General features: G+C 65.2%; 22 protein-coding genes. 10 read left to right on the top strand and 12 right to left on the bottom strand.

Annotation, left to right across the window (positions count from 1 at the left end):
• The first annotated feature begins 460 nt into the window (after positions 1–460).
• Together ACSUZJ_RS18175 and ACSUZJ_RS18170 are read left to right on the top strand one after the other, a co-directional pair.
• Positions 461–793, top strand: coding sequence for a phiTE_015 family protein (locus ACSUZJ_RS18175; protein WP_499410481.1), 333 nt, complete (start codon positions 461–463; stop codon positions 791–793).
• The gene (locus tag ACSUZJ_RS18170; protein ID WP_499410479.1) at positions 793–981 is read left to right on the top strand and encodes a DUF1653 domain-containing protein; all 189 of its coding nucleotides are present in this window, start codon (positions 793–795) and stop codon (positions 979–981) included. Before ACSUZJ_RS18175 ends, ACSUZJ_RS18170 begins: the two co-directional genes overlap by 1 nt.
• Positions 982–1,225: 244 nt before the next feature.
• Here the strand turns inward: ACSUZJ_RS18170 and ACSUZJ_RS18165 are convergent, their stop codons facing one another.
• A complete protein-coding gene (locus ACSUZJ_RS18165) occupies positions 1,226–2,722 on the bottom strand; it encodes a leucyl aminopeptidase (protein WP_499410477.1) in 1,497 nt (498 codons plus the stop codon).
• A 79-nt stretch (positions 2,723–2,801) separates the two neighbouring features.
• On the opposite strand from ACSUZJ_RS18165, the gene lptF reads away from it, so the two are divergent.
• The 3 genes from lptF to ACSUZJ_RS18150 are packed head-to-tail and all read left to right on the top strand — an operon-like array spanning position 2,802 to position 5,526.
• The gene (gene lptF, locus ACSUZJ_RS18160) at positions 2,802–3,953 is read left to right on the top strand and encodes an LPS export ABC transporter permease LptF (RefSeq protein ID WP_499410475.1); all 1,152 of its coding nucleotides are present in this window, start codon (positions 2,802–2,804) and stop codon (positions 3,951–3,953) included.
• Positions 3,950–5,143, top strand: a complete 1,194-nt coding sequence (lptG, locus tag ACSUZJ_RS18155) for an LPS export ABC transporter permease LptG (protein WP_499410473.1) — start codon at positions 3,950–3,952, stop codon at positions 5,141–5,143. The genes lptF and lptG overlap by 4 nt, the downstream gene beginning before the upstream one ends.
• Positions 5,143–5,526 carry a sirohydrochlorin chelatase gene (locus ACSUZJ_RS18150; protein ID WP_499410471.1) on the top strand — a complete coding sequence of 128 codons (384 nt, stop codon included), beginning with the start codon at positions 5,143–5,145 and terminating at the stop codon, positions 5,524–5,526. The genes lptG and ACSUZJ_RS18150 overlap by 1 nt, the downstream gene beginning before the upstream one ends.
• Before the next feature lie 27 nt (positions 5,527–5,553).
• Here ACSUZJ_RS18150 and ACSUZJ_RS18145 read toward each other — a convergent pair whose 3' ends face one another.
• Positions 5,554–6,528 carry an alpha/beta hydrolase fold domain-containing protein gene (locus ACSUZJ_RS18145; protein WP_499410469.1) on the bottom strand — a complete coding sequence of 325 codons (975 nt, stop codon included), beginning with the start codon at positions 6,526–6,528 and terminating at the stop codon, positions 5,554–5,556.
• 277 nt (positions 6,529–6,805) lie between these two features.
• Between ACSUZJ_RS18145 and ACSUZJ_RS18140 the strand changes: the two genes are divergently transcribed.
• Entirely contained in the window at positions 6,806–7,252 is a 447-nt protein-coding gene (locus tag ACSUZJ_RS18140) for a hypothetical protein (RefSeq protein WP_499410467.1), read from the top strand.
• Positions 7,253–7,357: 105 nt separating this feature from the next.
• Positions 7,358–8,809: an App1 family protein phosphatidate phosphatase gene (locus ACSUZJ_RS18135; protein ID WP_499410465.1), complete on the top strand. Its 1,452-nt coding sequence runs from the start codon at positions 7,358–7,360 to the stop codon at positions 8,807–8,809.
• Between the two features lie 58 nt (positions 8,810–8,867).
• On the opposite strand, the gene cobA is transcribed toward ACSUZJ_RS18135, so the two are convergent.
• The 6 genes from cobA to ACSUZJ_RS18105 are packed head-to-tail and all read right to left on the bottom strand — an operon-like array spanning position 8,868 to position 14,902.
• Positions 8,868–9,617, bottom strand: a complete 750-nt coding sequence (gene cobA, locus ACSUZJ_RS18130) for a uroporphyrinogen-III C-methyltransferase (protein WP_499410463.1) — start codon at positions 9,615–9,617, stop codon at positions 8,868–8,870.
• Between the two features lie 13 nt (positions 9,618–9,630).
• On the bottom strand, positions 9,631–10,962 hold the full coding sequence (locus ACSUZJ_RS18125; RefSeq protein ID WP_499410461.1) for a sulfate adenylyltransferase subunit 1: 1,332 nt from the start codon (positions 10,960–10,962) through the stop codon (positions 9,631–9,633).
• Entirely contained in the window at positions 10,962–11,900 is a 939-nt protein-coding gene (gene cysD, locus ACSUZJ_RS18120) for a sulfate adenylyltransferase subunit CysD (protein WP_499410459.1), read from the bottom strand. The genes ACSUZJ_RS18125 and cysD overlap by 1 nt, the downstream gene beginning before the upstream one ends.
• A gap of 36 nt (positions 11,901–11,936) precedes the next feature.
• Positions 11,937–12,653, bottom strand: a complete 717-nt coding sequence (locus tag ACSUZJ_RS18115) for a phosphoadenylyl-sulfate reductase (protein ID WP_499410457.1) — start codon at positions 12,651–12,653, stop codon at positions 11,937–11,939.
• 10 nt (positions 12,654–12,663) lie between these two features.
• Entirely contained in the window at positions 12,664–13,224 is a 561-nt protein-coding gene (locus ACSUZJ_RS18110; protein ID WP_499410455.1) for a DUF934 domain-containing protein, read from the bottom strand.
• The gene (locus ACSUZJ_RS18105) at positions 13,217–14,902 is read right to left on the bottom strand and encodes a nitrite/sulfite reductase (protein ID WP_499410453.1); all 1,686 of its coding nucleotides are present in this window, start codon (positions 14,900–14,902) and stop codon (positions 13,217–13,219) included. The genes ACSUZJ_RS18110 and ACSUZJ_RS18105 overlap by 8 nt, the downstream gene beginning before the upstream one ends.
• A 329-nt stretch (positions 14,903–15,231) precedes the next feature.
• On the opposite strand from ACSUZJ_RS18105, the gene ACSUZJ_RS18100 reads away from it, so the two are divergent.
• Both ACSUZJ_RS18100 and ACSUZJ_RS18095 read left to right on the top strand, forming a co-directional pair.
• On the top strand, positions 15,232–16,170 hold the full coding sequence (locus tag ACSUZJ_RS18100) for a CysB family HTH-type transcriptional regulator (protein WP_499410451.1): 939 nt from the start codon (positions 15,232–15,234) through the stop codon (positions 16,168–16,170).
• 9 nt (positions 16,171–16,179) lie between these two features.
• Positions 16,180–16,830, top strand: a complete 651-nt coding sequence (locus ACSUZJ_RS18095) for a class I SAM-dependent methyltransferase (protein WP_499410449.1) — start codon at positions 16,180–16,182, stop codon at positions 16,828–16,830.
• Positions 16,831–17,267: 437 nt separating this feature from the next.
• Here ACSUZJ_RS18095 and ACSUZJ_RS18090 read toward each other — a convergent pair whose 3' ends face one another.
• The 4 genes from ACSUZJ_RS18090 to ACSUZJ_RS18075 form a co-directional block, all read right to left on the bottom strand.
• Positions 17,268–18,281, bottom strand: coding sequence for a porin (locus tag ACSUZJ_RS18090; RefSeq protein ID WP_499410447.1), 1,014 nt, complete (start codon positions 18,279–18,281; stop codon positions 17,268–17,270).
• A 142-nt stretch (positions 18,282–18,423) separates the two neighbouring features.
• Entirely contained in the window at positions 18,424–19,581 is a 1,158-nt protein-coding gene (locus ACSUZJ_RS18085; protein WP_499410445.1) for a PAS domain-containing sensor histidine kinase, read from the bottom strand.
• Positions 19,582–19,740: 159 nt separating this feature from the next.
• The gene (locus tag ACSUZJ_RS18080; RefSeq protein WP_499410443.1) at positions 19,741–20,514 is read right to left on the bottom strand and encodes a LytR/AlgR family response regulator transcription factor; all 774 of its coding nucleotides are present in this window, start codon (positions 20,512–20,514) and stop codon (positions 19,741–19,743) included.
• A 95-nt stretch (positions 20,515–20,609) separates the two neighbouring features.
• The gene (locus ACSUZJ_RS18075; protein WP_499416591.1) at positions 20,610–21,878 is read right to left on the bottom strand and encodes a sensor histidine kinase; all 1,269 of its coding nucleotides are present in this window, start codon (positions 21,876–21,878) and stop codon (positions 20,610–20,612) included.
• A gap of 324 nt (positions 21,879–22,202) precedes the next feature.
• On the opposite strand from ACSUZJ_RS18075, the gene ACSUZJ_RS18070 reads away from it, so the two are divergent.
• The gene (locus tag ACSUZJ_RS18070; RefSeq protein WP_499410441.1) at positions 22,203–23,141 is read left to right on the top strand and encodes an exopolyphosphatase; all 939 of its coding nucleotides are present in this window, start codon (positions 22,203–22,205) and stop codon (positions 23,139–23,141) included.
• Positions 23,142–23,172: the final 31 nt, after the last annotated feature.

Genomic DNA, 23,172 nt, shown 5'->3' with positions numbered 1-23,172 from the left:
ATGCGCGTGGTAAGTGAAACGCCGGGCGGACCGTCCGCTCCGGCTGGTGCGCAGTATCGGCGCTCGCCGCAAATCCTGCAACTTCCCGAGCTTTGCAAGCCGCTTCCGGCGGTAATGCATGCGTTTTGCTTAAAATGCAATCTCAATGCTCAAAAGATAAGATTGTGTAATAAAATACCCACGTTGCAAAAGGCTGGAGTCAAGCAATTGTTGCAGTGTGTAACAATTGGTGTGCGGAATGTCACATTTCCTTATTGTTACTTTAAGGAACCTCCAGTTGTTTTTGCATAACTCGCGATGTAGTATGCCGTTTGTCGGCCTGGACTGTTCAGGCCGCGCGTCCCGCAGGCCCGCACGAAAGCTGATTCAGCCGTGCAAGGGGTTTCGAGACAAAATGGTACTATGGTGAAATATTGCTGTTTCGATAGCGAGTATCCGTACCCATATGAAAAGGACAGAGATGCGCAGTGCATTTGAAGCATGGGCCCAACGCGATGGCCACATTACCCGACGCCGTGAAGACAAGCCCGAGGAATACCTCGTCTACGAAACCCAGCGCCGCTGGGTGATCTGGCAGGCCGCGCTGGCCCATGGCGCGAAGGCTGCAGCCGAGACCCCGTCGAAGTTCGGCGAGGGCGCCATGCAGCAGGACGAGGCGGCGGTACGCAACCGCGTGCTCAACGAGGTGCTGGACGCGTTCAGCGAGCTCGACGAGAGCGCCGGAATGGAAGGCGTCTTGAAGGTCATCCAGGGCCTGAAGAAGAAGCAAAAAGCGACGGCCGAACAGGCCTGATGCAATACCGGCACTACAAAGGCGGTCTGTACGAGTTGGTCTGCGAGGCCACGCTCGAGGCGGATCTCACGCCGATGATCATCTACCGCGCGGCCGACGGCTCGATCTGGGCCCGGCCGAAGGCGGTGTTCTTCGAACTGGTGGAAGTCGACGGCATCATGGTGCCGCGGTTTGCGCCGGTGTCCTGACGCGGCTTGAGCTGACCACGACCGTTTCGCTCTCGTAGGGTGGACACCTGTGTCCACGCTGTCTCACCGCTCGTACTTGCGCGGCTTTCCCGGATTCCGTCCGTTGGCGTCATCGTTCATGCTGACGTCGGCGTGACGCGGCGGTACTATACCGCGTGGACACAGGTGTCCACCCTACGAAAAAGCCACCATCAAAAAAACGGGCCGCTTTCCAGCGGCCCGTTTTCATTCCATCAAACAGCGATCACACGCGGTTCATCAGGAAGCTGGTCAGCAGCGGCACCGGACGGCCGGTGGCGCCTTTCTGCGCGCCGCTCTTCCAGGCGGTGCCGGCGATGTCCAGGTGGGCCCAGGTGTAGTTGCGGGTGAAGTTCTCCAGGAAGCAGGCCGCCGTGATGGACGCGCCGCCCGGGGTGCCGATGTTGGCCAGGTCGGCGAAGTTCGACTTGAGCTGCTCGTTGTACTGCTCGCCGATCGGCAGGCGCCATGCGCCGTCGCCGGTTTCCTTGCCTGCCTGCAGCAGTTCCTCGGCCAGGGCGTCGTGGGCGGCGTCATGGCGGGTGAACAGGCCGCTGTTGTGGTGACCCAGCGAGACGATGCAGGCGCCGGTCAGGGTGGCGATGTCGACCACGGCGGCCGGCTTGAAGCGCTCGGCGTAGGTGAGGGCGTCGCACAGGATCAGGCGGCCCTCGGCGTCGGTATTCAGGATCTCGATGGTCAGGCCGCTCATCGAGGTGACGATGTCGCCCGGCTTGGTGGCGCGGCCCGACGGCATGTTCTCGCAGGCGGCGACGATGCCGATCACGTTCAGCTTCAGGTTCATTTCGCCGATGGCGCGGAAGGTGCCCAGCACCGAGCCGGCGCCGCACATGTCGTACTTCATCTCGTCCATGCCGGGACCCGGCTTCAGCGAAATGCCGCCGGTGTCGAAGGTGATGCCCTTGCCAACCAGGACGGTCGGCGCATCCTTCTTGCCGCCGCCCATGTGCTTGAGGACGATGAACTTCGGCGCTTCCTCGCTGCCCTTGGCCACCGACAGGAAGGAACCCATTTTCAGGGCTTCGAGCTGCTTGCGCTCCAGGACTTCGATCTCGAAGCCGTAGTCGTCGGCCAGCTTGCGCGCGACGTTGGCAAGGTAGGTCGGGGTGCAGACGTTCGGCGACAGGTTGCCCAGTTCCTTGGTCAGGGCCATGCCATTGGCGACCGCGATCGATTGCGCCAGGGCGGTCTTCATCTGCGGGCTGGCCAGCGGCACGGCCACGGTGATCTTGCGCACGCCGGTGAGGGCCGGGTCCTTCTTGCTCTTTTGCGCGTCGGTGCGGAACTCGCCTTCGTTGGCGGCGACGACCACGGTGCGCAGCGCCCACTCGGGTTCGCGCTCTTTCACTTCCGTCATCGGAAATGCGATAATGGCGTCCGCCGCGCCCAGCGATGCAAAGGCCTTCAGGGCCGCATTGACCGCGGTGACGAAATTCTTCTCGCTGACCGCCTCGTCGGCGCCCATGCCGACCAGCAGAACGCGCGCCGCGGTCACGCCCGCCACGCCGCGCAGCAGCAGGGTCGAGCCGGCCTTGCCGGTGATGTCGCCCGACTTCAGCGCCGCAGTGATTTCACCGGTTTGATCGAGGGTTTTCGCAGCCTGCGACAGTTTTTTGTTTTCGAACACCGCCACTGCCACACAGCCGGTCTTGGCTGCGGCCAGGGTGTTTTTTGTGTCGAATGCTTTTATGCTAAAGTCCATTTGATTCTCCCGTTTCGTATTGTGCGCAGCATGCGAACAGCAGTGCGAACACTGCTCAACCTGCAATTATAACTATCGAATGATTTTTTCACGCGCCTTGCACCGTGAACTGGCCAGCGCGGCCGGAGCAACCTTCACGGTGCTCTTCTCGGTGTGCATCACCTGGACCTTGATCGCCATCCTCGGCAGGGCCGCGGGCGGACGTGTCGCGTCCAGCGACGTCGTCGCATTGATCGCGTTTCAATCCCTGAATTATCTGCCAACTGTCCTGATCCTCACCAGCTTTATTTCCGTGCTGGTCGTGGTCACGCGCACCTACCGCGATTCCGAGATGGTGGTCTGGTTCGCCTCTGGCCAGTCGCTGCTGGCCTGGATCCGTCCGGTGCTCGCCTTCGGCATCCCGATGGTGCTGCTGGTGGGCGCCCTGTCGCTGTTCGTCGCGCCCTGGGCCAAGATGAAAAGCACGGAGTTCATCCAGCGCTTCGAGAAGCGCGAAGACCTCAAGCGCGTGGCCCCCGGCCAGTTCCGCGAATCCTCGTCCGCCGACCGCGTGTTCTTCGTGGAGGGCAGCGCCAATGGCTCGACCGTGGTGCAGAACGTCTTCGTCAGCACCAACCAGAACCAGGGCAGCTCGATCGTCGTGGCCAAGGAAGGCGTGGTCGAATCCGACGGCAAGGGCGGCCAGTACCTGGTGCTCAAGAACGGCCGCCGCTACCAGGGCGTGCCCGGCCAGGCCGATTTCCAGTCGATGGAGTTCGAGCGCTACAAAATGCGCGTGGCGACCCAGGTGCCGGTGCTTGGCGCCGATGTGCCGCTCGACGCCCAGTCCACCGCCATGCTGCTGGCGGTGGAAAACCAGTTCACGCGCTCCGAGCTCCTGTCGCGCATCTCCTCGCCGATTGTCTGCCTGGTGCTGGTGCTGCTGGCGATCCCGCTCGGTTTCGTCAATCCGCGTGCCGGCAGTTCCGCCAACCTGATCCTCGCGCTCCTGATCTTCTTCACCTATAACAACCTGGTGAAGATGGCGGAGGCCAGCGTCAAGCAGGAGAAGATATCCTTCGCCATGGCCTGGTGGCCGCTGCACCTGATCGCCGCCCTGATCGTGCTCGGCCTGTTCGCCTGGCGCCTGAACGTCAATCACCGCTATCACCCGCTGGTGATCATCAATGCCTGGAAGCGCCGCCGCCTGCTGCGCAAGTCGCCCGAGCTGGCCAGGGTGGAGTCCCGATGAAAGTCCTGCAACGCTATTTTGCGGTGAACATCACGCAGGCCGTCGTCTTCGTGCTGTTCGCCTTCCTCGGCCTGATCGCCTTCATGGACCTGACGGGCGAGCTGCCCTCGGTCGGCAAGGGCAACTACCAGTTCCAGCACGCGCTGCTCTACGTGGCGCTGATGCTGCCCGGGCACGTCTACGAGGTGATGCCGGTGGCGGCGCTGATCGGCACCATCTATGCGATGGCGCAGTTCGCGCAAAGCTCGGAATTCACCATCATGCGCGCATCCTCGATGTCGACCCGCATGGCCGGCTGGATGCTGTTCAAGATCGGCATCGTCTTCGTCGTCGTCACCTTCATCTTCGGCGAACTGATCACGCCGCGCACCGCGCCGCTGGCGGAAAAGGTACGCCTGACCGCCAAGGGTTCCACGCTCGCCTCCGAGTTCCGCTCGGGGATGTGGACCAAGGATAACGTGCACGCGCCCGGCCCGAACGGCGCCCGCGGCCAGATCGTCGGCTCGCGCTTCTTCAACGCGCGCCAGATCCGCCCCGACGGCCAGCTGCTCGACGTGCGCGTGTACGAGTTCGACAAGGCGATGCGCATGCGCGCCATCATCACCGCGGCCAGCGCCAGCTTCAGCGGCAACGGCACCTGGCGCTTGCAGAACGTCACCGAGACCCTGTTCACCAACAGCCGCACGCTGCCCGAACCGGGCGCGCCGGTGCCGGCCGGGCAGACCATCCAGAGCACCTTCGGCCAGGATACCAGCGCGGTCGCCACGCGCCGGCTCGACAGCCTCGACCTGGTCTCGGAGATCACGCCGAAAATCTTGCAGGTCTCGCGCCGCGATCCCGAGCGCATGTCGGCCAACGAACTGGCGGTGTACTCGCGCCACCTGGTCGAGAACCGCCAGGAGAGCGAACGCTTCCAGATCGCGTTCTGGAAAAAGCTGATCGATCCGCTGGCGATCTTCGTGTTGATGGCGCTGGCCTTGCCCTTCGCCTACCTGCACACCCGCAGCGGTGGGGTCAGCCTGAAGATCTTTATCGGCATCATGATCGGGGTCAGCTTCATCCTGATCAACTCGCTGTTCTCGCACCTGGGCCTGTTGTCGACCTGGCCGGCCTTCTTCACCGCGGCCGCGCCGAGTCTGCTGTTCCTGGCGCTGGCGATCGGCGCGCTACGCTGGGTGGAGCGGCACTGATGAACGGTCCGACGAATCGGCGCGCCCTGGTCCTGTTCGCGCACGGCGCCAGGCTTGCTTCCTGGGCCGCGCCCTTCGAGCGCCTGAGGGACATCACGCAGGCCCGCCTGCCCGACTGCGAAGTCACGCTGGCCTTCCTCGAGCTGATGGAGCCGCGCCTGCCGGCGGTGGTGGCCGGACTGGTCGAACGCGGCGTGCTCGACGTGACCGTGGTGCCGGTCTTCCTGGGGCAGGGCGGCCACCTGCTGCGCGACCTGCCGCTGCTGGCCGAGGACCTGCGCGCGGCGCATCCCGGGCTCGCCTTGACAGTCGCCGGCGCGGTGGGCGAAGACCCGGACGTGCTGGCGGCGATGAGCGACTACTGCCTCAGGGCCCTGGGCTGAGACGCTTCGTCCCGCTTCGCCTTCTTCTCACACCGCTGTCTTCGCGTAGTGCGCCACGCGCTCGTGGATCCAGGCATGGCTGCGCGCCAGTGCCAGTGCGGCCATGTGCGTCGGGAAGTGGATGAAACCGTGGGGCGCCTCGGGCAGGACGTGCAGCTCGACGTCGGCCTCCTTGCGCCAGCGCTGCGCCATGTGCGTCGTGTCGTCGCGCAGCGGGTCGCGCTCGCCGGCGAACATCAGGGCCGGCGGCATGCCGGCCAGGTCGCCGTAGAGCGGCGACAGAGACGGGTGGCGCCGGCCGGCGTCGTCCAGGCCCGGAGTCAGCATGCGCAGCGCCGAAACCATCGACGGGCCGTGCAACAGCAGCGTGTCCGGACCGGCTGCGCGCACGCTCGGGCTGCCGGCCAGGTCGTAGACGCCATAGAACAGCACCGCGCCGGCCACGCGCCGCAGCAGCGCAGGCCAGGCCTGCAGGCGCAGCAGCGTGCAGGCGGCCAGGTGGGCGCCGGCCGATTCGCCGACGAGGAAGACGGGCAGGCCGCGGTATTCCGGCAGACCGCCATCCAGCGCCCAGCGCGCGGCCAGCAGGCAGTCGTCGATGATGGCCCCGATGGGCGCGCTGGTGGCGAGGCGGTAGTCGACCGAGACCACGGCGGCCGTGCAGGCAGCGACGCGCGCCGCGTTGAAGCGGTCGTCCATGCAGGCGTTGCCGATCACCCAGCCGCCGCCGTGGATGTCGAGCACGACGGCCCGCACGCGGCCGGCCGGGCGCAGGATGCGTACGGGCACGCGCTGATTGCCGATGGCGGCAAGGCGGCGCTCGAGCTGCACGCCGCCGCGCGCCAGCCTGCGGTCCGCCCCGGACTGCGAGACCCGAAGCAGTGCCTGGCCCAGCATCGGCAGGACGCGGTTGCGAACCCGGAACCGCGGCGCCCAGGCGAGCTTGCGGTTGAAGCGGCGGGCTTCCTCCAGGGTGGCGGCGTCGAGCGGAAGGGTGGTCATCGTGTGCTGTCGGCTGGGGCGATTGCGGTGATGATAACAGCGCGATCGCAGCGGCGTCCTGGCGCCGCAGGCCTTCCCCTCGCCGCGTCGTTTCGCAATGCTGCCGCTTTGGCAAAGCTTTCGATGTCGGCTTGATAAGGACTGCGGCGAACTCGCCACGGATTGTTCCGAATCATTGCCGCTTCCCGCTTGGCGGTTTGACAGCCCATCGGAATACGCCCACACTGCTCGGGCTATTCCGGATGAGTCCGGACCCGTCAACCAACCGCCCCGCGCCATGCTTGCACCGCTCCTGAAGCACCTCGTCGCCGCGCTGCTGCGGCCTGTCCAGGCCCTGTTCCGGCGCATCTCGCGCCTGCCGGCCGCCCTGGTCGTCGAAATGCGTTGCGCCCGGCGGATCGATGCGGCGGCGCGCCGGATATCCACCATGCGCGCCAAGATCGCCGCCATGTCCTGCCACCTGAGCGCGGGCAGCATCCCGGGGCGGGTCGACGCCGACCGCAACTTGCGGCGCATGCTGGCCGAACTGAAGGACGACCTGAGCGAGATGCGGCGCGACCTGGCGCAATGGCACGTCAAGGAATGCCGCGGCCGCGCCGGCGCGCGCCTGGAAGCGGCGATCGCCCAGTTGAACCGCATCGCGGCCGATACCTGGACCGCGGCGGACCGGCTCGTGATCCAGATCGAGGAATACGACGGGGCGCGGGCGCATTGCCCGGGGTGAGGGGGGCGCTGAAGCAGCGGCGCTAGCGTGCGTCGGCCAGGCGCCGGGATACGCGATACTGGGGGCCTGTCCATCAGCCAGCGCCCGACCATGGAAGCACCCACCATGCCTTTTCTCGTCCTCACCCGTGAGGGATTCGAGGACCTCGTCGCGCGCGTGCGCCCGGCCGGCGCACGCCTGCACCTGAACCCGGGTATCGCCAGCGACGCCGAGCTGGCCCGCCTGCGCGCCGAAGGCGCACGCGTCGCGCTCGTGCCGGCGCCGATCGACCCGGGCCGCCCCGGCGACATCGAGGCGGCCCTCGATGCGCTTGGTCCCGGAGCGCACTGGATCGAACGTGCGTCGACCCTGCCGCGCTTTGCGCCTGACCTTGCGCCTGCGTCCGGAGAGCGTGCGCCGGCGCCGCCGCCACAGCAGATCACCCCGGAGCGCCGCGAAGCGCTGCGCCAGCGGCTCGCCGACACCGCCGGGGTATTCGCCCGCCGGGCCCTGCGCCGCCTGCGTGCGCCCGGCTTCGGCCGGCAACTGATGCTGATTCCCTACCTGGGCTTCGGCAATGCGGACAAGCTCTGGATCAAGGGGCGGGTGCTGGACGAAGTCGCCTTCCGCGAACAGGCGCACGACGACAGCGGCTGGCGCAACCTGGTCGCCCTGTACCGCCGGCTGGAAGCCGACGAAGTCGCCGGCGCGCGCGTGGTGGCGCGCTTCCAGGGGCGCAGCTACGAGGCGGTCACCGACGACGGTGGCTACTTCGCGTTCGAGATCGCGGCCGATACGCCGCTGCCGGGCGGCGCCCACAGCATCGCATTGGAACTGCCGGACGCGCGCACGCCGGAGGGCGAGCCGGTACGCGCCGCGGCCGAGGCGCTCGTCCCCGCGGCCACGGCGCGTTTCGGCATCATCAGCGACATCGACGACACGGTCCTCTGGACCAACGTGACCAACAAGCTGAACATGGCCCTGATGCTGGCCCGCACCAACGCCCACACGCGCAAGCCCTTCAAGGGCGTGGCCGCCTTCTACCGCGCGCTGCGTGACGGGGCCGGCGGCAGCGAGGCCAATCCCGTGTTTTATGTGTCGAGCAGCCCCTGGCACCTGTTCGGGCCGCTGGTCGACTTCCTGCGCATCCAGGGCATTCCGCTCGGGCCGCTGCTGCTGCGCGAGATCGGCCTGCGCGACGTGTTCAAGCTGAACCAGCATGGCAACCACAAGCTCGACAAGATCGAGCTGATCCTGCGCCTCTATCCGGACATGCAGTTCGTGCTGATCGGCGACAGCGGCGAGCGCGATCCCGAGATCTATGCGGAGGTGGTGCGGCGCCACCCGAGGTCGGTGCGGATGATCTACATCCGCAACGTCAATCCCGACCCGGCGCGCATCGACGCGCTCGACCGCCTGATCGAGGAGGTCAGCGCCACCGGCACCCAGTTGGTGCTGGCGCCGGACAGCGTGTTCGCCGCTTCGCATGCGGCGGCGGAAGGATTGATCCTGGTCGACCGGCTGGCGGCGGTGCGCCAGGACAAGCGCGAGGACGAGGGCAAGCCGGCGGCCGGCTGATTGCGGGAAAGGGAGAGGAAGGCCGGTGCCAGGCGGGCCTGGAGCGGTGAAGCTGTGCTCAGGTGCGCGCGGCCGGATTCGCTTGCTGGTGCTCGCGCAGGCGCAGCGCCTCCCCGATCATCACCAGCACCGGCCCGTGCGCGGCATCGAGCCCGCGCGCCAGGTCGGCCAGCGTCAGGCGCTCGACGCGCTCGTCCTCGCGGCTGCAGTTCTCGACCACCACCACCGGCGTGTCCATGCTGCGGCCCTGGGCCAGCAGGCGCTCTGCGGTGGCCGCGGCTTCGCGTCCGCCCATGTACTGGATCATGGTGTCGGTATGGGGCAGGGCGGGGTGGTCAGGCTGGTCCGGCGCCGTGCTGGAAGTGAAGAAGGCGACGCTGCGCGCCACGCCGCGCTTGGTGAGGGGTTGCCTGGTGGCGGCGGCGGCGGCCACCGCGGTGGTGATGCCGGGGACGACCTCCACGTCGATGCCCTGCGCTTCGAGCGCGCGCAATTCCTCGTCGGCACGGCCGAACAGCATCGGGTCGCCGCCTTTCAGGCGCACGACCATCCGGTACTTCTGCGCGCAGTCGACCAGCAGGCGGTTGATCGCCTCCTGGGCCGTGGAGCGCTGGCCGGAGCGCTTGCCGACCGGGATCTTCTCGGCCTGGGCGCACAGGGCCAGCATCTCGGGCGTCACCAGGGCGTCGTAGAGCACGACCTCGGCCTGCGCCAGCAGGCGTGCGCCACGTACGGTGATCAGGTCGGCCGCACCCGGGCCGGCGCCGATCAGGTAGACCTTCCCGAATTCTGCCCCGAGTTCCCCCATCAAACTGCTCCTGTTATTCGCCGAGACGAATCATACCCGCTGCGACGGTCTGGTGCGTGACTTCGTCGATCAGGATGAAGGCGCCGGTCGCACGGATGTCGGCGTAGGCGTCGGCCGCGAGCGGCTGCTGCACCGTCAGGTTGATGCGTGCGATGTCGTTCAGCTTCAGGGCCTCGGCAGGGTTGTCCACGGCCTTGCGTTCCTGGGTGTTCACGTCGAGCAGGGTGTCCACTTTCGTGACCTTGGCCGCGGTCTGGCGCGTGCCGTGCTTGATCCAGTACTTGCGGCGCAGGTCCAGCGGCTCGTCCGACATCCAGCACACGTCGGCCACGACCTGCTTGAGCAGGGTCGCCGGCGCGTCCAGGCTGGCCAGGGTGTCGCCGCGCGAGATGTCCAGGTATTCGTTCAGCAGCAGGGTGATCGACTGGCCGGCGCTGGCGCTCTGCAGGGAACCGTCGAAGGTGACGATGTCCTTGACGGTTGCCGTCTGGCCCGAAGGCTGCACGACCAGCTTGTCGCCGACCGAGACCTTGCCCGATTCGATGCGGCCCATGTAGCCGCGGAAGTCCTTGGCTTCGTGGCCGTTGTGGCGGGCCACCAGCTGCACCGGGAAGCGGAAGGGCGCGCCGTGTGCTTCGTCGTAAACCGTGAGCGACTCCAGCAGCTCGATCAGGGTCGGGCCCTGGTACCAGGCCATGTTCTCGCTCGCCTCGACCACGTTGTCGCCGGCCAGGGCCGACAGCGGAATCGCGGTCACGTCCTTCAGCCCCAGCGAATCGGCGAACTCGCGGTAGGCGGCGACGATACGGTCGTAGACGCCCTGGTCGTAGTTCACCAGGTCCATCTTGTTGACGGCAACGATCACGTGCTCGATCTGCAGCAGCTTGGCGATGGTCGAGTGGCGCTTGGTTTGAATGAGCAGGTTGACCCCACCGTCTTCACGGAGTTTCACCTTCGAGACGTCGACCAGGATGATCACGGCGTCGGCGGTCGAGGCGCCGGTCACCATGTTGCGGGTGTACTGTTCGTGGCCCGGGGTATCGGCGATGATGAACTTGCGCTTCGGGGTGGCGAAGTAGCGGTAGGCCACGTCGATCGTGATGCCTTGCTCGCGCTCGGCCTCCAGGCCGTCGGTCAGCAGCGACAGGTCGATCGTGTCGCCCACGGTGCGCTTGTGCTTCGAGCGCGAGACGGCGGCCAGCTGGTCGGCGAAAATGCCCTTGCTGTCGTACAGCAGGCGGCCGATCAGGGTGCTCTTGCCGTCGTCGACGGAACCGGCGGTGATGAAGCGCAGCAGGCTGTGCTGGGTCAACGTGTTGATAGATGCGTCAGTCAGTGCGTTCATCAGAAATATCCTTGCTTCTTGCGTTTTTCCATCGAGGCTTCGGAGGTCTGGTCATCCATCCGGGTCGCGCCGCGCTCGGTCACCTGCGTGACGGCGGTCTCGGCGATGATGGCCTCGACCGTGCTCGCGTCGGACGAGACCGGGCAGGTGCAGGAAATGTCGCCGACGGTGCGGAAGCGCACGGTCTGGGTTTCCACGGTCTCACCTTCCTTTGCCGGGGTCAGCGGGGTCAGCGGCACCAGCAGGCCGTTACGCGGAATCACCTGGCGCTGGTGGGCAAAATAGATCGAGGGCAGGGCCAGCTTTTCGCGGGCGATGTATTGCCAGACGTCGAGCTCGGTCCAGTTCGAGATCGGGAACACGCGCATGTTCTCGCCCGGGTGGACGCGGGTGTTATACAGGTCCCACAGTTCCGGACGCTGGGCCTTCGGGTCCCACTGGCCGAATTCGTCGCGGAAGGAGAAGATGCGCTCCTTGGCGCGGGCCTTTTCCTCGTCGCGGCGGGCGCCGCCGATGCAGGCGTCGAAGCCGTGTTCGGCGATGGTTTCCAGCAGGGTCACGGCCTGGGCCGCGTTGCGCGAGTCGGTCTGCGGGTTACGCAGGCGCACCGTGCCCTTCTTGATCGAGTCCTCGACCGAGCCGACGATCAGGCGCTCGCCCAGTTCGGCCACGCGGGCGTCGCGGAAGGCGATCACCTCGTCGAAGTTGTGGCCGGTATCGATGTGCACCAGCGGGAAGGGGAATTTACCTGGGCGGAAGGCCTTCTCGGCCAGGCGCAACAGCACGACCGAGTCCTTGCCGCCCGAGAACAGCAGGGCCGGATTCGTGCATTCGGCCGCCACTTCGCGCAGGATGTGGATCGCCTCGGATTCGAGGGCGTCGAGGTGGCGCGCGTTGACGTCGGCGAGGACGCCCGTCGTGTCAGAAAGATTCGTCATGAACTGAGCCTTGTATTCTTGAAGTGGCGTAATAAATCAGGCTGCCACGGATTTAATGCGAATGAGTTTGCCGTCGACCACGTGCAGGCCGCATTCCTTCGACTCCGGGTTTTCCCACCACCAGCGGCCGGCGCGCACATCCTCGCCCGGCTGGATCGCGCGGGTGCAGGGTTCGCAGCCGATCGAGGGATAGCCACGGTCGTGCAGGGCGTTGTAGGGCACGTCGTTGGCGCGGATGTATTCCCAGACCTCGTCCTCGCTCCAGTCGGCCAGCGGATTGAACTTGGTCATGAAGTGGGCCGGATCGTCCTCCTCCACGCGCAGGTCGGAACGGGTCGCGGACTGGGCGCGGCGCTGGCCCGTGATCCAGGCCTTGTTGCCGAGCAGGGCGCGGCCCAGCGGCTCGACCTTGCGCACGCGGCAGCATTCTCGGCGCATCTCGATGCTGTCGTAGAAGGCATTCAGGCCATTCGCGGCGACATAGGCATCCACGGCTTCGGTCTGCGGGCGGAACAGGGCGATGTCGTAGCCATAGTGGGCCTTCACCTGCTCCAGCACCGCCAGGGTTTCCTTGTGCAGGCGACCCGTTTCCAGCGAGAAGATGCCGATCGGCAGCTTGTTCTTCAGGATCAGGTCGGTCAGCACCATGTCCTCGGCGGCCAGGCTGGAGGCGAACACGGCCGGAGTGAATTCGGCCACGATGCGCTCGAGGATGGCGCGGGTGTCCTGCACGCGTTGCGCGAGATCGCTCATTGGTTTTTCCTCAGATGCCGGCGCCGATGTCGCTGTGCTCGGGTTTCACGTCGCGCTCGGCGCGGCGGAACAGCGGCAGCGGTTGGTCGACGGATGCCTGGTAGGTTTCCGAGAACACGGTCAGGCCCTTCAGCGCGTCATGGATGGACCGGTCCTGGCGGGTGGCATAGGCGTTGAAGCCCACGCGCGACATCGAGAACAGCTGGTCGCGCAGCACGTCGCCGATCGCGCGCAGCTCACCGGTATAGCCCAGGCGCTTGCGCACGTTGTAGGCGATCGAGTAGCCGCGGCCGTCGCTGAATTTCGGGAAGTCGACCGCGATCACCTGGAAGCGGTCCGATTCGCCCTTGAGGCTTTCGAAGCGCTCGTCGGCGGCGATCCACACGCCGATTTCGGCGCGCTGACCCAGCGTTTCTTTCTGCGCCAGCCAGACGCTCAGCGGAACGATGACCTTGCCTTCCGGGATCACGACGGTTTCAGCGGCTTCGCCTTCTTCGAGACGCAGCACGCGCCAGTCGTCGGCCACCACTTCACGGCCGCGGATGATTTGTTCGTGGACTACTTCAAGCATGGTCTTCCCCAACCAGTTCGCCCGCCGGGATCGGCGTGGCATACACGTGTTCCTTGAATGGCGTAATGCCCAGGCGCTGCGCGGTTTCCGCAAAACGTTCGCCTTCGAAGCGGTTTTCGACATACACGTTCAGCAGGCGCCCGATCACTTCCGGCATCTGGCCGGCCGAGAACGACGGGCCGATGATCTTGCCGATGGCCGCGTTGTTGCCCTGCGCGCCGCCGATCGAGACCTGGTACCACTCGCTGCCGTCCTTGTCGACGCCGAGCACGCCGATGGAGCCCACGTGGTGGTGGCCGCAGGCGTTGATGCAGCCCGAGATGTTCAGCTCGATGTCGCCGATGTCGTGCTGGAAGTCGAGGTCGTCGAAACGCTCGGCAATCGCAGCGGCGATCGGGATCGACTTGGCATTCGCCAGCGAGCAGAAGTCGCCGCCCGGGCAGGAAATGATGTCGGTCAGGAGGCCGATGTTCGGCGTCGCCAGGCCTTTCGACTTGGCCAGTTGCCAGACTTCGAACAGGCTTGACTGCTTGACGTCGGCCAGCACCAGGTTCTGCTCGTGGGTCACGCGCAGCTCGCCGAAGCTGTACTTGTCGGCCAGGTCGGCAACGAAATCCATCTGCTCGGCGGTGGCGTCGCCCGGCGGCACGCCGGTTTTCTTCAGCGACAGCACGACGGCGGCATAGCCCGGCACCTTGTGCGGCTTGACGTTGCGATTGAGCCAGTTAGCGAAGGCCTTGTTGTCCGGATGCGCGGCGGTCGGATCGGTGTCATGCAGGGTCTCGTAGGCCGGCGGCTGGAAGTAGGCGGCCACGCGGTCGTATTCCTCGCGGGTCAGGGTTTCCGGACCATCCTTCAGGTCCTGCCATTCTTCCTCGACCATGCGCGCGAATTCCTCGACGCCCAGGGACTTCAGCAGGATCTTGATACGGGCCTTGTACTTGTTGTCGCGGCGGCCGTACGAGTTGTACACGCGCATCACGGCTTCGGTATAGGTCAGCAGGTGCTGCCAGGGCAGGAATTCGCGGATCACGCTGCCGATGATCGGGGTGCGGCCCATGCCGCCGCCGGCCATGAACTTGAAGCCGACTTCGCCCGCTTCGTTCTTCACCAGGGTCAGGCCGATGTCGTGGATCGCGATCGCGGCGCGGTCTTCCACGGCGCCGTTGATGGCAACCTTGAACTTGCGCGGCAGGGCGATGAACTCGGGATGGAAGGTGCTCCACTGGCGCAGGATCTCGGCAAAGGGGCGCGGGTCCATGATCTCGTCGGCGGCAACGCCGGCGAACTCGTCAGTGGTAATGTTACGGATGCAATTGCCCGAGGTCTGGATTGCGTGCATCTCGACCGAGGCCAGGTCGGTCAGGATGTCCGGCGTCTGCTCCAGCTCGATCCAGTTGTACTGGATGTTCTGGCGCGTCGTGAAGTGGCCGTAGCCGCGGTCGTACTTGCGCGCGATATGGGCGAACATGCGCATCTGCGCGGTCGACAGCAGGCCATAGGGCACGGCGACGCGCAGCATGTAGGCATGACGCTGCATGTACAGGCCGTTCTGCAGGCGCAGCGGCAGGAACTCTTCTTCGGTCAGCTCGTCGTTCAGGCGACGTTGCACCTGGTCGCGGTACTGCGCAATGCGTTCGCGGACGATGAGATGGTCGTATTGGTCGTAACGGTACATTTGAAATCCCGAGTGAAGGTCATGGAGACCCGTTTAGCTAGCTTGAATGGTAAGGGCGGAGAAGCTTATTCCAAACTACTGACAATTTATTTGCTTATATGCGGTAGGGGCATAAGCATTCGCATAAAATAACGGCTGGCGTTTTCACCAAGAGTCTGTTCCAGTAGGGACGGGGAAGCGGATGGCGTTAGCATGGCAAGCGCGGGCAAGGCGGGAGGAGGCGGCATGGTGGTTCCATGCCAACGACGAGCAACGCAGCCCGCGCTTGTCAGGCGCGCCAGCAGCGACTCGGACCTGCTGGAACAGGCTCTCACTACATAACAACAGGAATGAACCTTCATCAATTGCGCTTCGTACGCGAAGCCGTGCGCCAGAACTACAACCTCACCGACGCGGCGAAGGCCCTGTTCACCTCCCAGCCCGGGGTGTCGAAGGCCATCATCGAACTGGAAGAAGAGCTCGGGGTCGACATCTTCACGCGCCATGGCAAGCGCATCCGCGGCCTGACCGAGCCGGGCCGGCTGGTGCTCGCCTCGGTCGAACTGATCATGCAGGAAATTGATAGCCTGAAACGCATCGGCAAGGAATACGCTGCCCACGACAGCGGCAGCTTCACCATTGCCACCACCCACACCCAGGCGCGCTACATGCTGCCGAAAGTGGTGCAGGCTTTCATGGGCAAGTTCCCGAAGGTGAGGTTGTCCTTATTGCAAGGCAATCCGAAGCAGATCGCCGACATGGTCAAGAACGGCCAGGCGGACCTGGCGATCGCCACGGAGTCCATCGCCGCCGTCGACGGCTTGATCACGCTGCCGTGCTACCAGTGGGAGCACGTGGTGGTGGTGCCGCCGGAACACGAGCTGCTGCGCTCGAAAGCGGTGTCGCTGGAAGAAATCTCCACCTATCCGCTGATTACCTACGACGCCGCCTTCGCGGGCCGCAGCAAGATCGACCACGCTTTTTCCCTGCGCGAACTGAAGCCGGACGTGCTGCTCGAAGCCATCGACGCCGACGTCATCAAGACCTATGTCGAACTGGGAATGGGCGTGGGCATCATCGCCGGCATGGCCTTCGACCCGGAGCGCGACCGCAACCTGCGCGCCATTCCCGTCGGCCACCTGTTCGGCATGAACGTCTCGCGCGTGGCGGTCAAGCAGGGCGCCTACCTGCGCAGCTACATCTACACCTTCATCGAGCTGCTGGCGCCGAGCCTGAACCGCAAGATGGTCGAGGCGGCGATGCGCGGCGGCGACAACTATGAGCTGTAAGAGAACATCATGAGCAATCAACAAGTAGCAAAATACTATGCCCTGCTGGGCGAAGCCGTCGAAGACATCTACCTCGAGCCGGACATGGACGAGGACATCGACGACATGAGCATCCACCTCGGCAACGTGCTGGCCGGCCACACCGTGCTGGAACTGGGCTGCGGCACCGGTTACTGGACCGAAGTCGTGGCCGAGTCGGCCGCCTCGGTGCTGGCTGTGGACATCAACGCCAACCTGGTCGACATCGCGCGCGAACGCGGCATGCCGGAAGGAAAAGTCACGTTCCGGGTGGCCGACGCCCTCGACCTGCCTGAGGACATTGGTAAATTCTCGGCCGTGCTGGTGAGCTTCCTGTGGTCGCACCTCACGAAAAGCGAGCAGGACAGGCTGCTGGCCGGCCTGAAGAAGCGCCTGCGCAAGGACGTGCTGCTGGTGATCCTCGACGAGTCCTTCGTCGAAGGCTTCAGCGAGACCACGGCGCGCACCGACGCCGAAGGCAATACCTGGGAAATCCTGACCACGGATGACGGCGAACGCTTCGAGCTGCCCAAGAGCTACCCGGCCGACAGCGCCCTGCGCAAGCGGGTCGGCACGGTCGGCAAGGAAATCAAGATCGAGCGGATCGAGTTTTTCTGGATCCTGACCTGCCGGTTGAAATGACCACAAGAGGCAGCGACTCGTAGCCCGTAGGGTGGGTTTTCGAACCCACGGGGTAGCACATTCGAACATCGAAACGCGTGCGAACGAAGAAGGCCGACGATCATCGCATCGCTGCGAGATCATCGGCCTCGTTGTTTCGAGCGCCGTACCGCATGGACACAGGTGTCCACCCTACGCCTCTGCCAAAGTACGTGGCCGAAAGGGAGGCGTAGGGTGGACTCCCGAGTCCACGCGGTACCACCGATGAATATCGAAACGCCTGCCAACGACAAGGGCCGATGATCATCGCATCGCTGCGAGATCATCGGCCTCGTTGTTTCAAGCGCCGCACCGCGTGGGGTCATTGAAGCCAGTGGCTTCAATGACGAACCCACCCTGCGCCCGTGCGCACGTACGTGGCCGAAAAGGGCGCCGAAACTGCGCGCTCCATCACACGCTTAGAACGAGTGACGCACACCCACCGTGAACGCGCTCGGATCCGCGCCCAGGGCGGTGGCCGGCGGGGTGACGTTGGTCGACGACGAGTTGATGCCGAACACGCCGCGCTCGTTGTTGCGCATGGTGCCATAGGTCGTGTACAGGTTGGTGCGCTTGGACAGCGAGTAGCTGTAGGCCACGGCCCAGAGGTTGCCCTTGGCGCCGTTGTCGATTTCGTTGCGCTGCAGGTTGACGAAGAACTTGTTCGGGCCGGCGGTGTAGGCGCCGCCGACGTTGATCTGTTCGAACTTGTTGTTGTTGCCGGTCTGGTCGGCCACCAGGTAGTTGCCCTTCAGGTCGAAGGCGCCGAAGCTGTAGCCGGCGCCGAAGGCGTACTCCTTGTCGTCGCCGGTCGCCAGGCGCTCGAGCTGGTGGTAGCCGGCGCCCAGGTACAGGCCGCCGTTCTTGTATTCCAGGGCCACGCCCATCAGGTCGCCGGAAGGGTCGACGCTGCGCTCGCCGGCCGAGTAGGCGGCCAGGACCGAGAAGCCCGACATCGGGTTGCTCTTGTAGTTGACCGAGTTGCTCAGGCGGCGGGTCAGGCGGTTGCTGGTGAAGGCGGACAGGTTGCTGCCGTAGAAGCCCTGGCCGAACACGTCGGAGGCGGCGGCGACCGAGGCGATCGGGCTGTATTCGCGGCCCACGGTCAGCTGGCCGAAGTTGCCTTGCAGGCCGATCACCGAACGGCGGCCGAACAGCGAGGAGTCGGCGGCGCCGGTGTCGAGCGCGACGCCGGCTTCGATGTTGAAGATGGCTTTCAGGCCATTGCCCAGATCTTCGGTGCCGCGAAAGCCGATGCGGCTGCTCGACTGGTTGCCCGAATTGATGACGGTGCGGCGCTTCTCGCCCGGCGCATCGGTGTCTTCGACGGCGATGGCCGCGTCCATGACGCCGTAGATGGTGACGTTGGTCTGCGCATGCGCGAACAGCGGGAGGGTCGTGATCAGCGCTGCGGCCAGGGCTTTGTATTGCATGAAGATCTCCAATAAGGTTCAACGAAGGATTGAGTTGGCGTGGGGCAAACTCAAGGTCGAGCGAATCTTATCGGAACAATATGTCGACTTGATGACAAGGCGGCATGGCGCTGCCGGACAGCGCGGCGGCTGCAGAAACCGGCTAAACGATATGGCTTGCCACCGGCAGTACGATGTCGATGCGCGTGCCTGGCCCATCGTCGGGGCCGATCGTGATCTCGCCCTTCAGGCCCCAGACCCGCTCGCGCATCCCGACCAGGCCGAGCGACTCGGCCTTTTCCATGTCGGTTTCGTCGATGCCGCGGCCGTCGTCGCGAATGGTGATCAGGAGTTCGTGGTCGCTGCGGTAGAGTGTCAGGGTGACGCGCGTGGCCTGGGCATGGCGCGCGACATTGGTCAGCGCTTCCTGCACGATGCGGAAGATCGCGGTGCTGGCCTGGTCGTCCAGGCGCAGCTCGGCTTCGTCGGCCAGCAGCTCGCAGGCGATGCCGTGGCGCTCGACGAAGTCGTCACGCAGGCCCTGCAGCGCGAAGTACAGGCCGCCCTCGTCGAGCGCGCGCGGGCGCAGGTTGGTGGCAATGCGGCGCAGCGAAGTGATGGCGGTGAGCAGGTTGGCGTCCATGCCGGCGATCAGGCGCAGCGAGTCCGGGGAGCCGGCGCAGGTGTCGCGCAGCAGGGTCAGGTCCATGCGCAGCGAGGCCAGCAGCTGGCCGAGGTCGTCGTGCAGTTCGCGCGAAATATGGGTGCGTTCCTCTTCGCGGATGGTCTGCAGCGCGGCCGACAGCTGGCGCAACTGGTCGTGCGAGCGCGCCAGTTTCTGCTGCACGCGCTGGCGTTCGGAGACGTCGCGCAGGATGATGGTGTAGAGCGTGACGCCGTCCTGGAAGGCGTCGGTGATCGAACCCTCGATCGGGAAGACGTCGCCGCCAGCGCGCAGACCGACGCCGGCATAGTCGGTGGCGCGGCGCCCGGCGCGCCCGCCGCCCTGGAAGTAGTCGAGCGGACTGCGGCCTTGGTTGGCCGGCGCCCGGATGAAATTCGCCATTGGCTGGCCGAGCATTTGTCCGACGCTGACGCCGAACATGGCCGCCGCGGCCGGGTTGGCCAGCACCACGCGGCTGAACTCGTCCGCGGAAATGATCGCCTCGCCGGCATTGTCGACGATGCGGCGGCTGTGGCGGGTCGGGGCGTCGCCGTGGCTGTCGGTGTTCAGGCGGGAGATCAGGTGCCCGCCGAGCAGGCCCAGCGCGAATACCGCTGCGCTGCGCCCGCGCCGGCGCATCGTGCGCTGATGTGTCATGGATCGTTCTGCGATGGAGCCCGCGGCGCGGGCCAGCTGTTACGATACGGCGCGAAGGCTGGGGTGGGCTTGAGGAGGGACAAGCGGTCGCGGGCGGTGGCCGTGCGCTTGCGGACTTTGCAGGATGGGCTCGAAAGCCCACCCTGCGAAAAACAGCCCTTACATCTGCTTGAACAGGTGCAGGAAACTGCGGCTCACTTCCAGCTTTTCGGGACGCCCCTTGATCAGGACGAGGTGACGGCCGCGGATGTCGCGCGTGACGCCTTCGATCGCATTCACGTTCACCAGGGTGGCGCGGTGGATCTGCCAGAACAGCGAAGGGTCGAGTTCCTCGGCCAGGTCGCGCACCGGCTTCCTGATCAGGGCCTCGAACTTCTCGGTCTGCACGCAGGTGTATTTTTCGTCCGAGCGGAAGAACAGGATCTCCTCGACCGGGATCATGCGCAGGTCCTGGCCGATGCTGGCCTGGATCCATTGCAGGTGCTTGGGCTTGGGTGCCGCGATCTTTTCGGCCAGTTGCGAAAGCATGGCGGTGACGCTGTCGTTCACGGCCGCGCCCGGCTTGCCATTGCTCGCCTCGAGGCGGGCCTTGAGACGTTCGACCGTCACCTTCAACCGCTCCGGTTCCGAGGGTTTCAGCACGTAGTCGACCGCGCCGCGCTCGAACGCCTCGACCGCATACTGGTCGTAGGCGGTGACGAACACGATCTGGCTGCGCTCGCCGATCTCGCGCGCCGCTTCCATGCCGGTCTTGCCCGGCATGCGGATGTCGAGGAAGGTCAGGTCGGGCCGATGCTGGCCGACCAGCTCGACGGCTTCCTCGCCGTTCTTCGCTTCGCCCACGATTTCCAGTTCCGGCCACACTTGTTCCAGGCGCATGCGCAGCTGGTCGCGCATCAGTCTTTCGTCGTCGGCAATAATCGCGGTTGGCATGTTGTTATCCGGTCGGGAAGAGAGAGTGACAATTATTCAAGAAAACGGCGTGCAGGGCAAGCCGCCGGCTTGCCGATCGGCCTCTCGCCGCAGGCTTAACGCGACACCTGGTAGGGCACCTCGACCATGGCGATGACGCCGGTCGGGCTGTTGGCGGCGATATGGAGCTGGCCGGCATCGCCGTGCAGCAGGCGCAGCCGTTCGCGGATGGTCGGCAGGCCCAGGCCCGTGCCGTTGCTGGGCACCACGCCAAAGCCCACGCCATCGTCGGTGACGGTGACGCGCAGCTTGCCGTCGGCCACGTCGGCGACGATCTTCAGGGTGCCGCCCTCGGGCTTGCATTCGAGGCCGTGCTTGATCGCGTTCTCGACCATCGACTGCAGCATCATCGGCGGGAAGGCGGCGTTGCGCAGGCCGTCGGGGATCTGCATGTCCACCGTCAGGCGTTCTTCCATGCGCATCTTGAGCAGGTTCAGGTAGGCGGTCACCATGTCGACCTCGCGCCCGAGGTTGGTCACCAGGGTGTTGTCGCGCATTTGCGGCAGCACGGCGCGCAGGTACTGGATCAGGCTGCGCTGCATGGCCGAGGCGCGCGGCGGATTGGTCTCGATCAGGTGCTCGACCGAGGCGAGCGTATTGAAGAGGAAGTGCGGCTCGACCTGGGCCTGCATCATCTGCATCTTCGCTTCCGACAGCTGGCGCTGCATCGACTCGCGTTCGGCGGCGGCATTCGCGGTCCGGGTCTGCAGTTCCGCGCGCTTCTTGCCGCCGACCAGGGCCTTGGTGCCGAACAGGGCCAGCACCAGCAGCCAGACGAAGCTGGTGAACCAGGTCGAAGCCTGCTTGTGGTAACGCGACACTTTCGCTTCGGCGGCATCGTCCACCGCGCCTTCGATCGCCACCGACAGTTCCTCGGCGATCTGCGGCGGCAGTTCGATGTGGACCGAATCGCCGCTGGGGTGCACGCCCTTGGGCAGGCTCAGGTCGGGCGAGGCCGGAGCGGCCGGCGCAGCAGGGGAGGCAGGAGATGCAGGAGAAGCAGGCGCAGGCGGCGCGGGCGGCGCCGGCGGCTCCCCCGTGCCCGGCTTGGGCTTGTTGCGTGGGCTGAAACGGATGCCGCTGTCGTCGATCAGGATGCTGGTTGTTTCCTTGCGCCCGCTGCGCTCGGCGCGCGGCAGGTCTTCGTCCGGGCCCGAGAACAGCTCTTCCTGCAGGATGGCGCCGGCGATCAGGGTCAGCGCGGCGAACAGGAAAAACTTCCACCACGACAGCTGCGTTACCCAGGTGGCCACCGCATCGAAGGCGCGGTAGAGCCACGACAGGATGCCGGAAAAATAATGATGGACGGGGCTACGGGCTTGCATGGTCGGGTATTTATTGAATGTCATTGCGGGTGCGAGTGTACCGCGTTGCCGCGCCCCGGTGCCGAAATATTGATGTTAAGTAATACATAGTTGTCGGCCGCCGAGTGTTGGAATGTCGCAACTTTACTCCCGGTCTGGCGTACAGGGCACGGGGTTTGCGACAGAGTGCAGAAAGGAGCAACCGGGATGCAGGAGCGGCGCCGGCGCGCCGTTGTAAGTTGCCAATGGTACATTTTAAACCTGTCAATCGGAAATGTTGCGCGGTATGATGGGATAACGTCCTGGCCGCGCCAGCCCATCTTCGTTCAATGAAAGGGTATGCCGATGTCTGCCGTTCCAAAACAGTACCGCCTCGTCACTCGCAGCGATTTCGATGGACTGGTCTGCGCAGTCCTGCTCAAGCACCTGAACCTGATCGACGACATCCTGTTTGTCCACCCCAAGGACATGCAGGATGGGAAGATCGCGATCTCCAGCCGCGACATCACTACCAATCTGCCCTATGTCGGCGGCGCCCACCTGGTCTTTGACCACCATTTGTCCGAGACCATGCGCAACAGCGGCGTGCGTCCGAACCACGTGATCCAGCCCGATGCGCCCTCGGCGGCGCGCGTGGTCTGGGACTACTACGGCGGCACGGCCGTCTTTCCCCCGGCCTGGCGCGAGATGATGGCCGCCGTCGACAAGGCCGACGCCGCCCGCTTCAGCCGCGAAGAAGTACTCGAGCCGGCCGGCTGGAACCTGCTCAACTTCCTGATGGACGCGCGTACCGGCCTGGGCCGCTTCCACGATTTTCGCATCTCGAACTACCAGTTGATGATGGCCCTGATCGAGGCCTGCCGCACCATGTCGATCGACCAGGTCATGGCGATGCCGGACGTGAAGGAGCGCACCGCGCTGTATTTCGAGCACAGCGAGCGCTGCAAGGAGCAGATTCGCCGTTGCGCCCAGGTCCACCGCAACCTGGTGGTGCTCGACCTGCGCGAGGAAAAGACGATTTTCGCCGGCAACCGCTCCATCGTCTATGCGCTGTTTCCCGAAACGAACATCTCGATCCATGTGCTGTGGGGCCTGAAGAACCAGAACACGGTATTTGCCACCGGCAAATCGATCCTGAACCGGACCTCGAAGACGAACATCGGCGCCCTGATGCTCGAATATGGCGGCGGCGGGCACGAGAATGCCGGCACCTGCCAGGTGTCGAATGAGATGGCGGAAGACGTGCTGGGGGCGCTGGTGCAACGCATCACCAGCGAGGGCTAATCCCGGCGCAGGCGTACTCACTGTCTGGTGG

This window comes from Telluria sp. B2 (assembly GCF_051789535.1).
GTDB lineage: Bacteria > Pseudomonadota > Gammaproteobacteria > Burkholderiales > Burkholderiaceae_D > Telluria.
This window is presented reverse-complemented; position numbering and strand designations above follow the sequence as displayed.

Bases quoted from the DNA above. Each gene is read 5' to 3' on its own strand.
- ACSUZJ_RS18175 (WP_499410481.1), top strand. From the start codon at position 461: ATGCGCAGTGCATTTGAAGCATGGGCCCAACGCGATGGCCACATTACC.
- ACSUZJ_RS18170 (WP_499410479.1), top strand. From the start codon at position 793: ATGCAATACCGGCACTACAAAGGCGGTCTGTACGAGTTGGTCTGCGAG.
- ACSUZJ_RS18165 (WP_499410477.1), bottom strand. From the start codon at position 2,722: ATGGACTTTAGCATAAAAGCATTCGACACAAAAAACACCCTGGCCGCA.
- lptF (WP_499410475.1), top strand. From the start codon at position 2,802: ATGATTTTTTCACGCGCCTTGCACCGTGAACTGGCCAGCGCGGCCGGA.
- lptG (WP_499410473.1), top strand. From the start codon at position 3,950: ATGAAAGTCCTGCAACGCTATTTTGCGGTGAACATCACGCAGGCCGTC.
- ACSUZJ_RS18150 (WP_499410471.1), top strand. From the start codon at position 5,143: ATGAACGGTCCGACGAATCGGCGCGCCCTGGTCCTGTTCGCGCACGGC.
- ACSUZJ_RS18145 (WP_499410469.1), bottom strand. From the start codon at position 6,528: ATGACCACCCTTCCGCTCGACGCCGCCACCCTGGAGGAAGCCCGCCGC.
- ACSUZJ_RS18140 (WP_499410467.1), top strand. From the start codon at position 6,806: ATGCTTGCACCGCTCCTGAAGCACCTCGTCGCCGCGCTGCTGCGGCCT.
- ACSUZJ_RS18135 (WP_499410465.1), top strand. From the start codon at position 7,358: ATGCCTTTTCTCGTCCTCACCCGTGAGGGATTCGAGGACCTCGTCGCG.
- cobA (WP_499410463.1), bottom strand. From the start codon at position 9,617: ATGGGGGAACTCGGGGCAGAATTCGGGAAGGTCTACCTGATCGGCGCC.
- ACSUZJ_RS18125 (WP_499410461.1), bottom strand. From the start codon at position 10,962: ATGAACGCACTGACTGACGCATCTATCAACACGTTGACCCAGCACAGC.
- cysD (WP_499410459.1), bottom strand. From the start codon at position 11,900: ATGACGAATCTTTCTGACACGACGGGCGTCCTCGCCGACGTCAACGCG.
- ACSUZJ_RS18115 (WP_499410457.1), bottom strand. From the start codon at position 12,653: ATGAGCGATCTCGCGCAACGCGTGCAGGACACCCGCGCCATCCTCGAG.
- ACSUZJ_RS18110 (WP_499410455.1), bottom strand. From the start codon at position 13,224: ATGCTTGAAGTAGTCCACGAACAAATCATCCGCGGCCGTGAAGTGGTG.
- ACSUZJ_RS18105 (WP_499410453.1), bottom strand. From the start codon at position 14,902: ATGTACCGTTACGACCAATACGACCATCTCATCGTCCGCGAACGCATT.
- ACSUZJ_RS18100 (WP_499410451.1), top strand. From the start codon at position 15,232: ATGAACCTTCATCAATTGCGCTTCGTACGCGAAGCCGTGCGCCAGAAC.
- ACSUZJ_RS18095 (WP_499410449.1), top strand. From the start codon at position 16,180: ATGAGCAATCAACAAGTAGCAAAATACTATGCCCTGCTGGGCGAAGCC.
- ACSUZJ_RS18090 (WP_499410447.1), bottom strand. From the start codon at position 18,281: ATGCAATACAAAGCCCTGGCCGCAGCGCTGATCACGACCCTCCCGCTG.
- ACSUZJ_RS18085 (WP_499410445.1), bottom strand. From the start codon at position 19,581: ATGACACATCAGCGCACGATGCGCCGGCGCGGGCGCAGCGCAGCGGTA.
- ACSUZJ_RS18080 (WP_499410443.1), bottom strand. From the start codon at position 20,514: ATGCCAACCGCGATTATTGCCGACGACGAAAGACTGATGCGCGACCAG.
- ACSUZJ_RS18075 (WP_499416591.1), bottom strand. From the start codon at position 21,878: ATGCAAGCCCGTAGCCCCGTCCATCATTATTTTTCCGGCATCCTGTCG.
- ACSUZJ_RS18070 (WP_499410441.1), top strand. From the start codon at position 22,203: ATGTCTGCCGTTCCAAAACAGTACCGCCTCGTCACTCGCAGCGATTTC.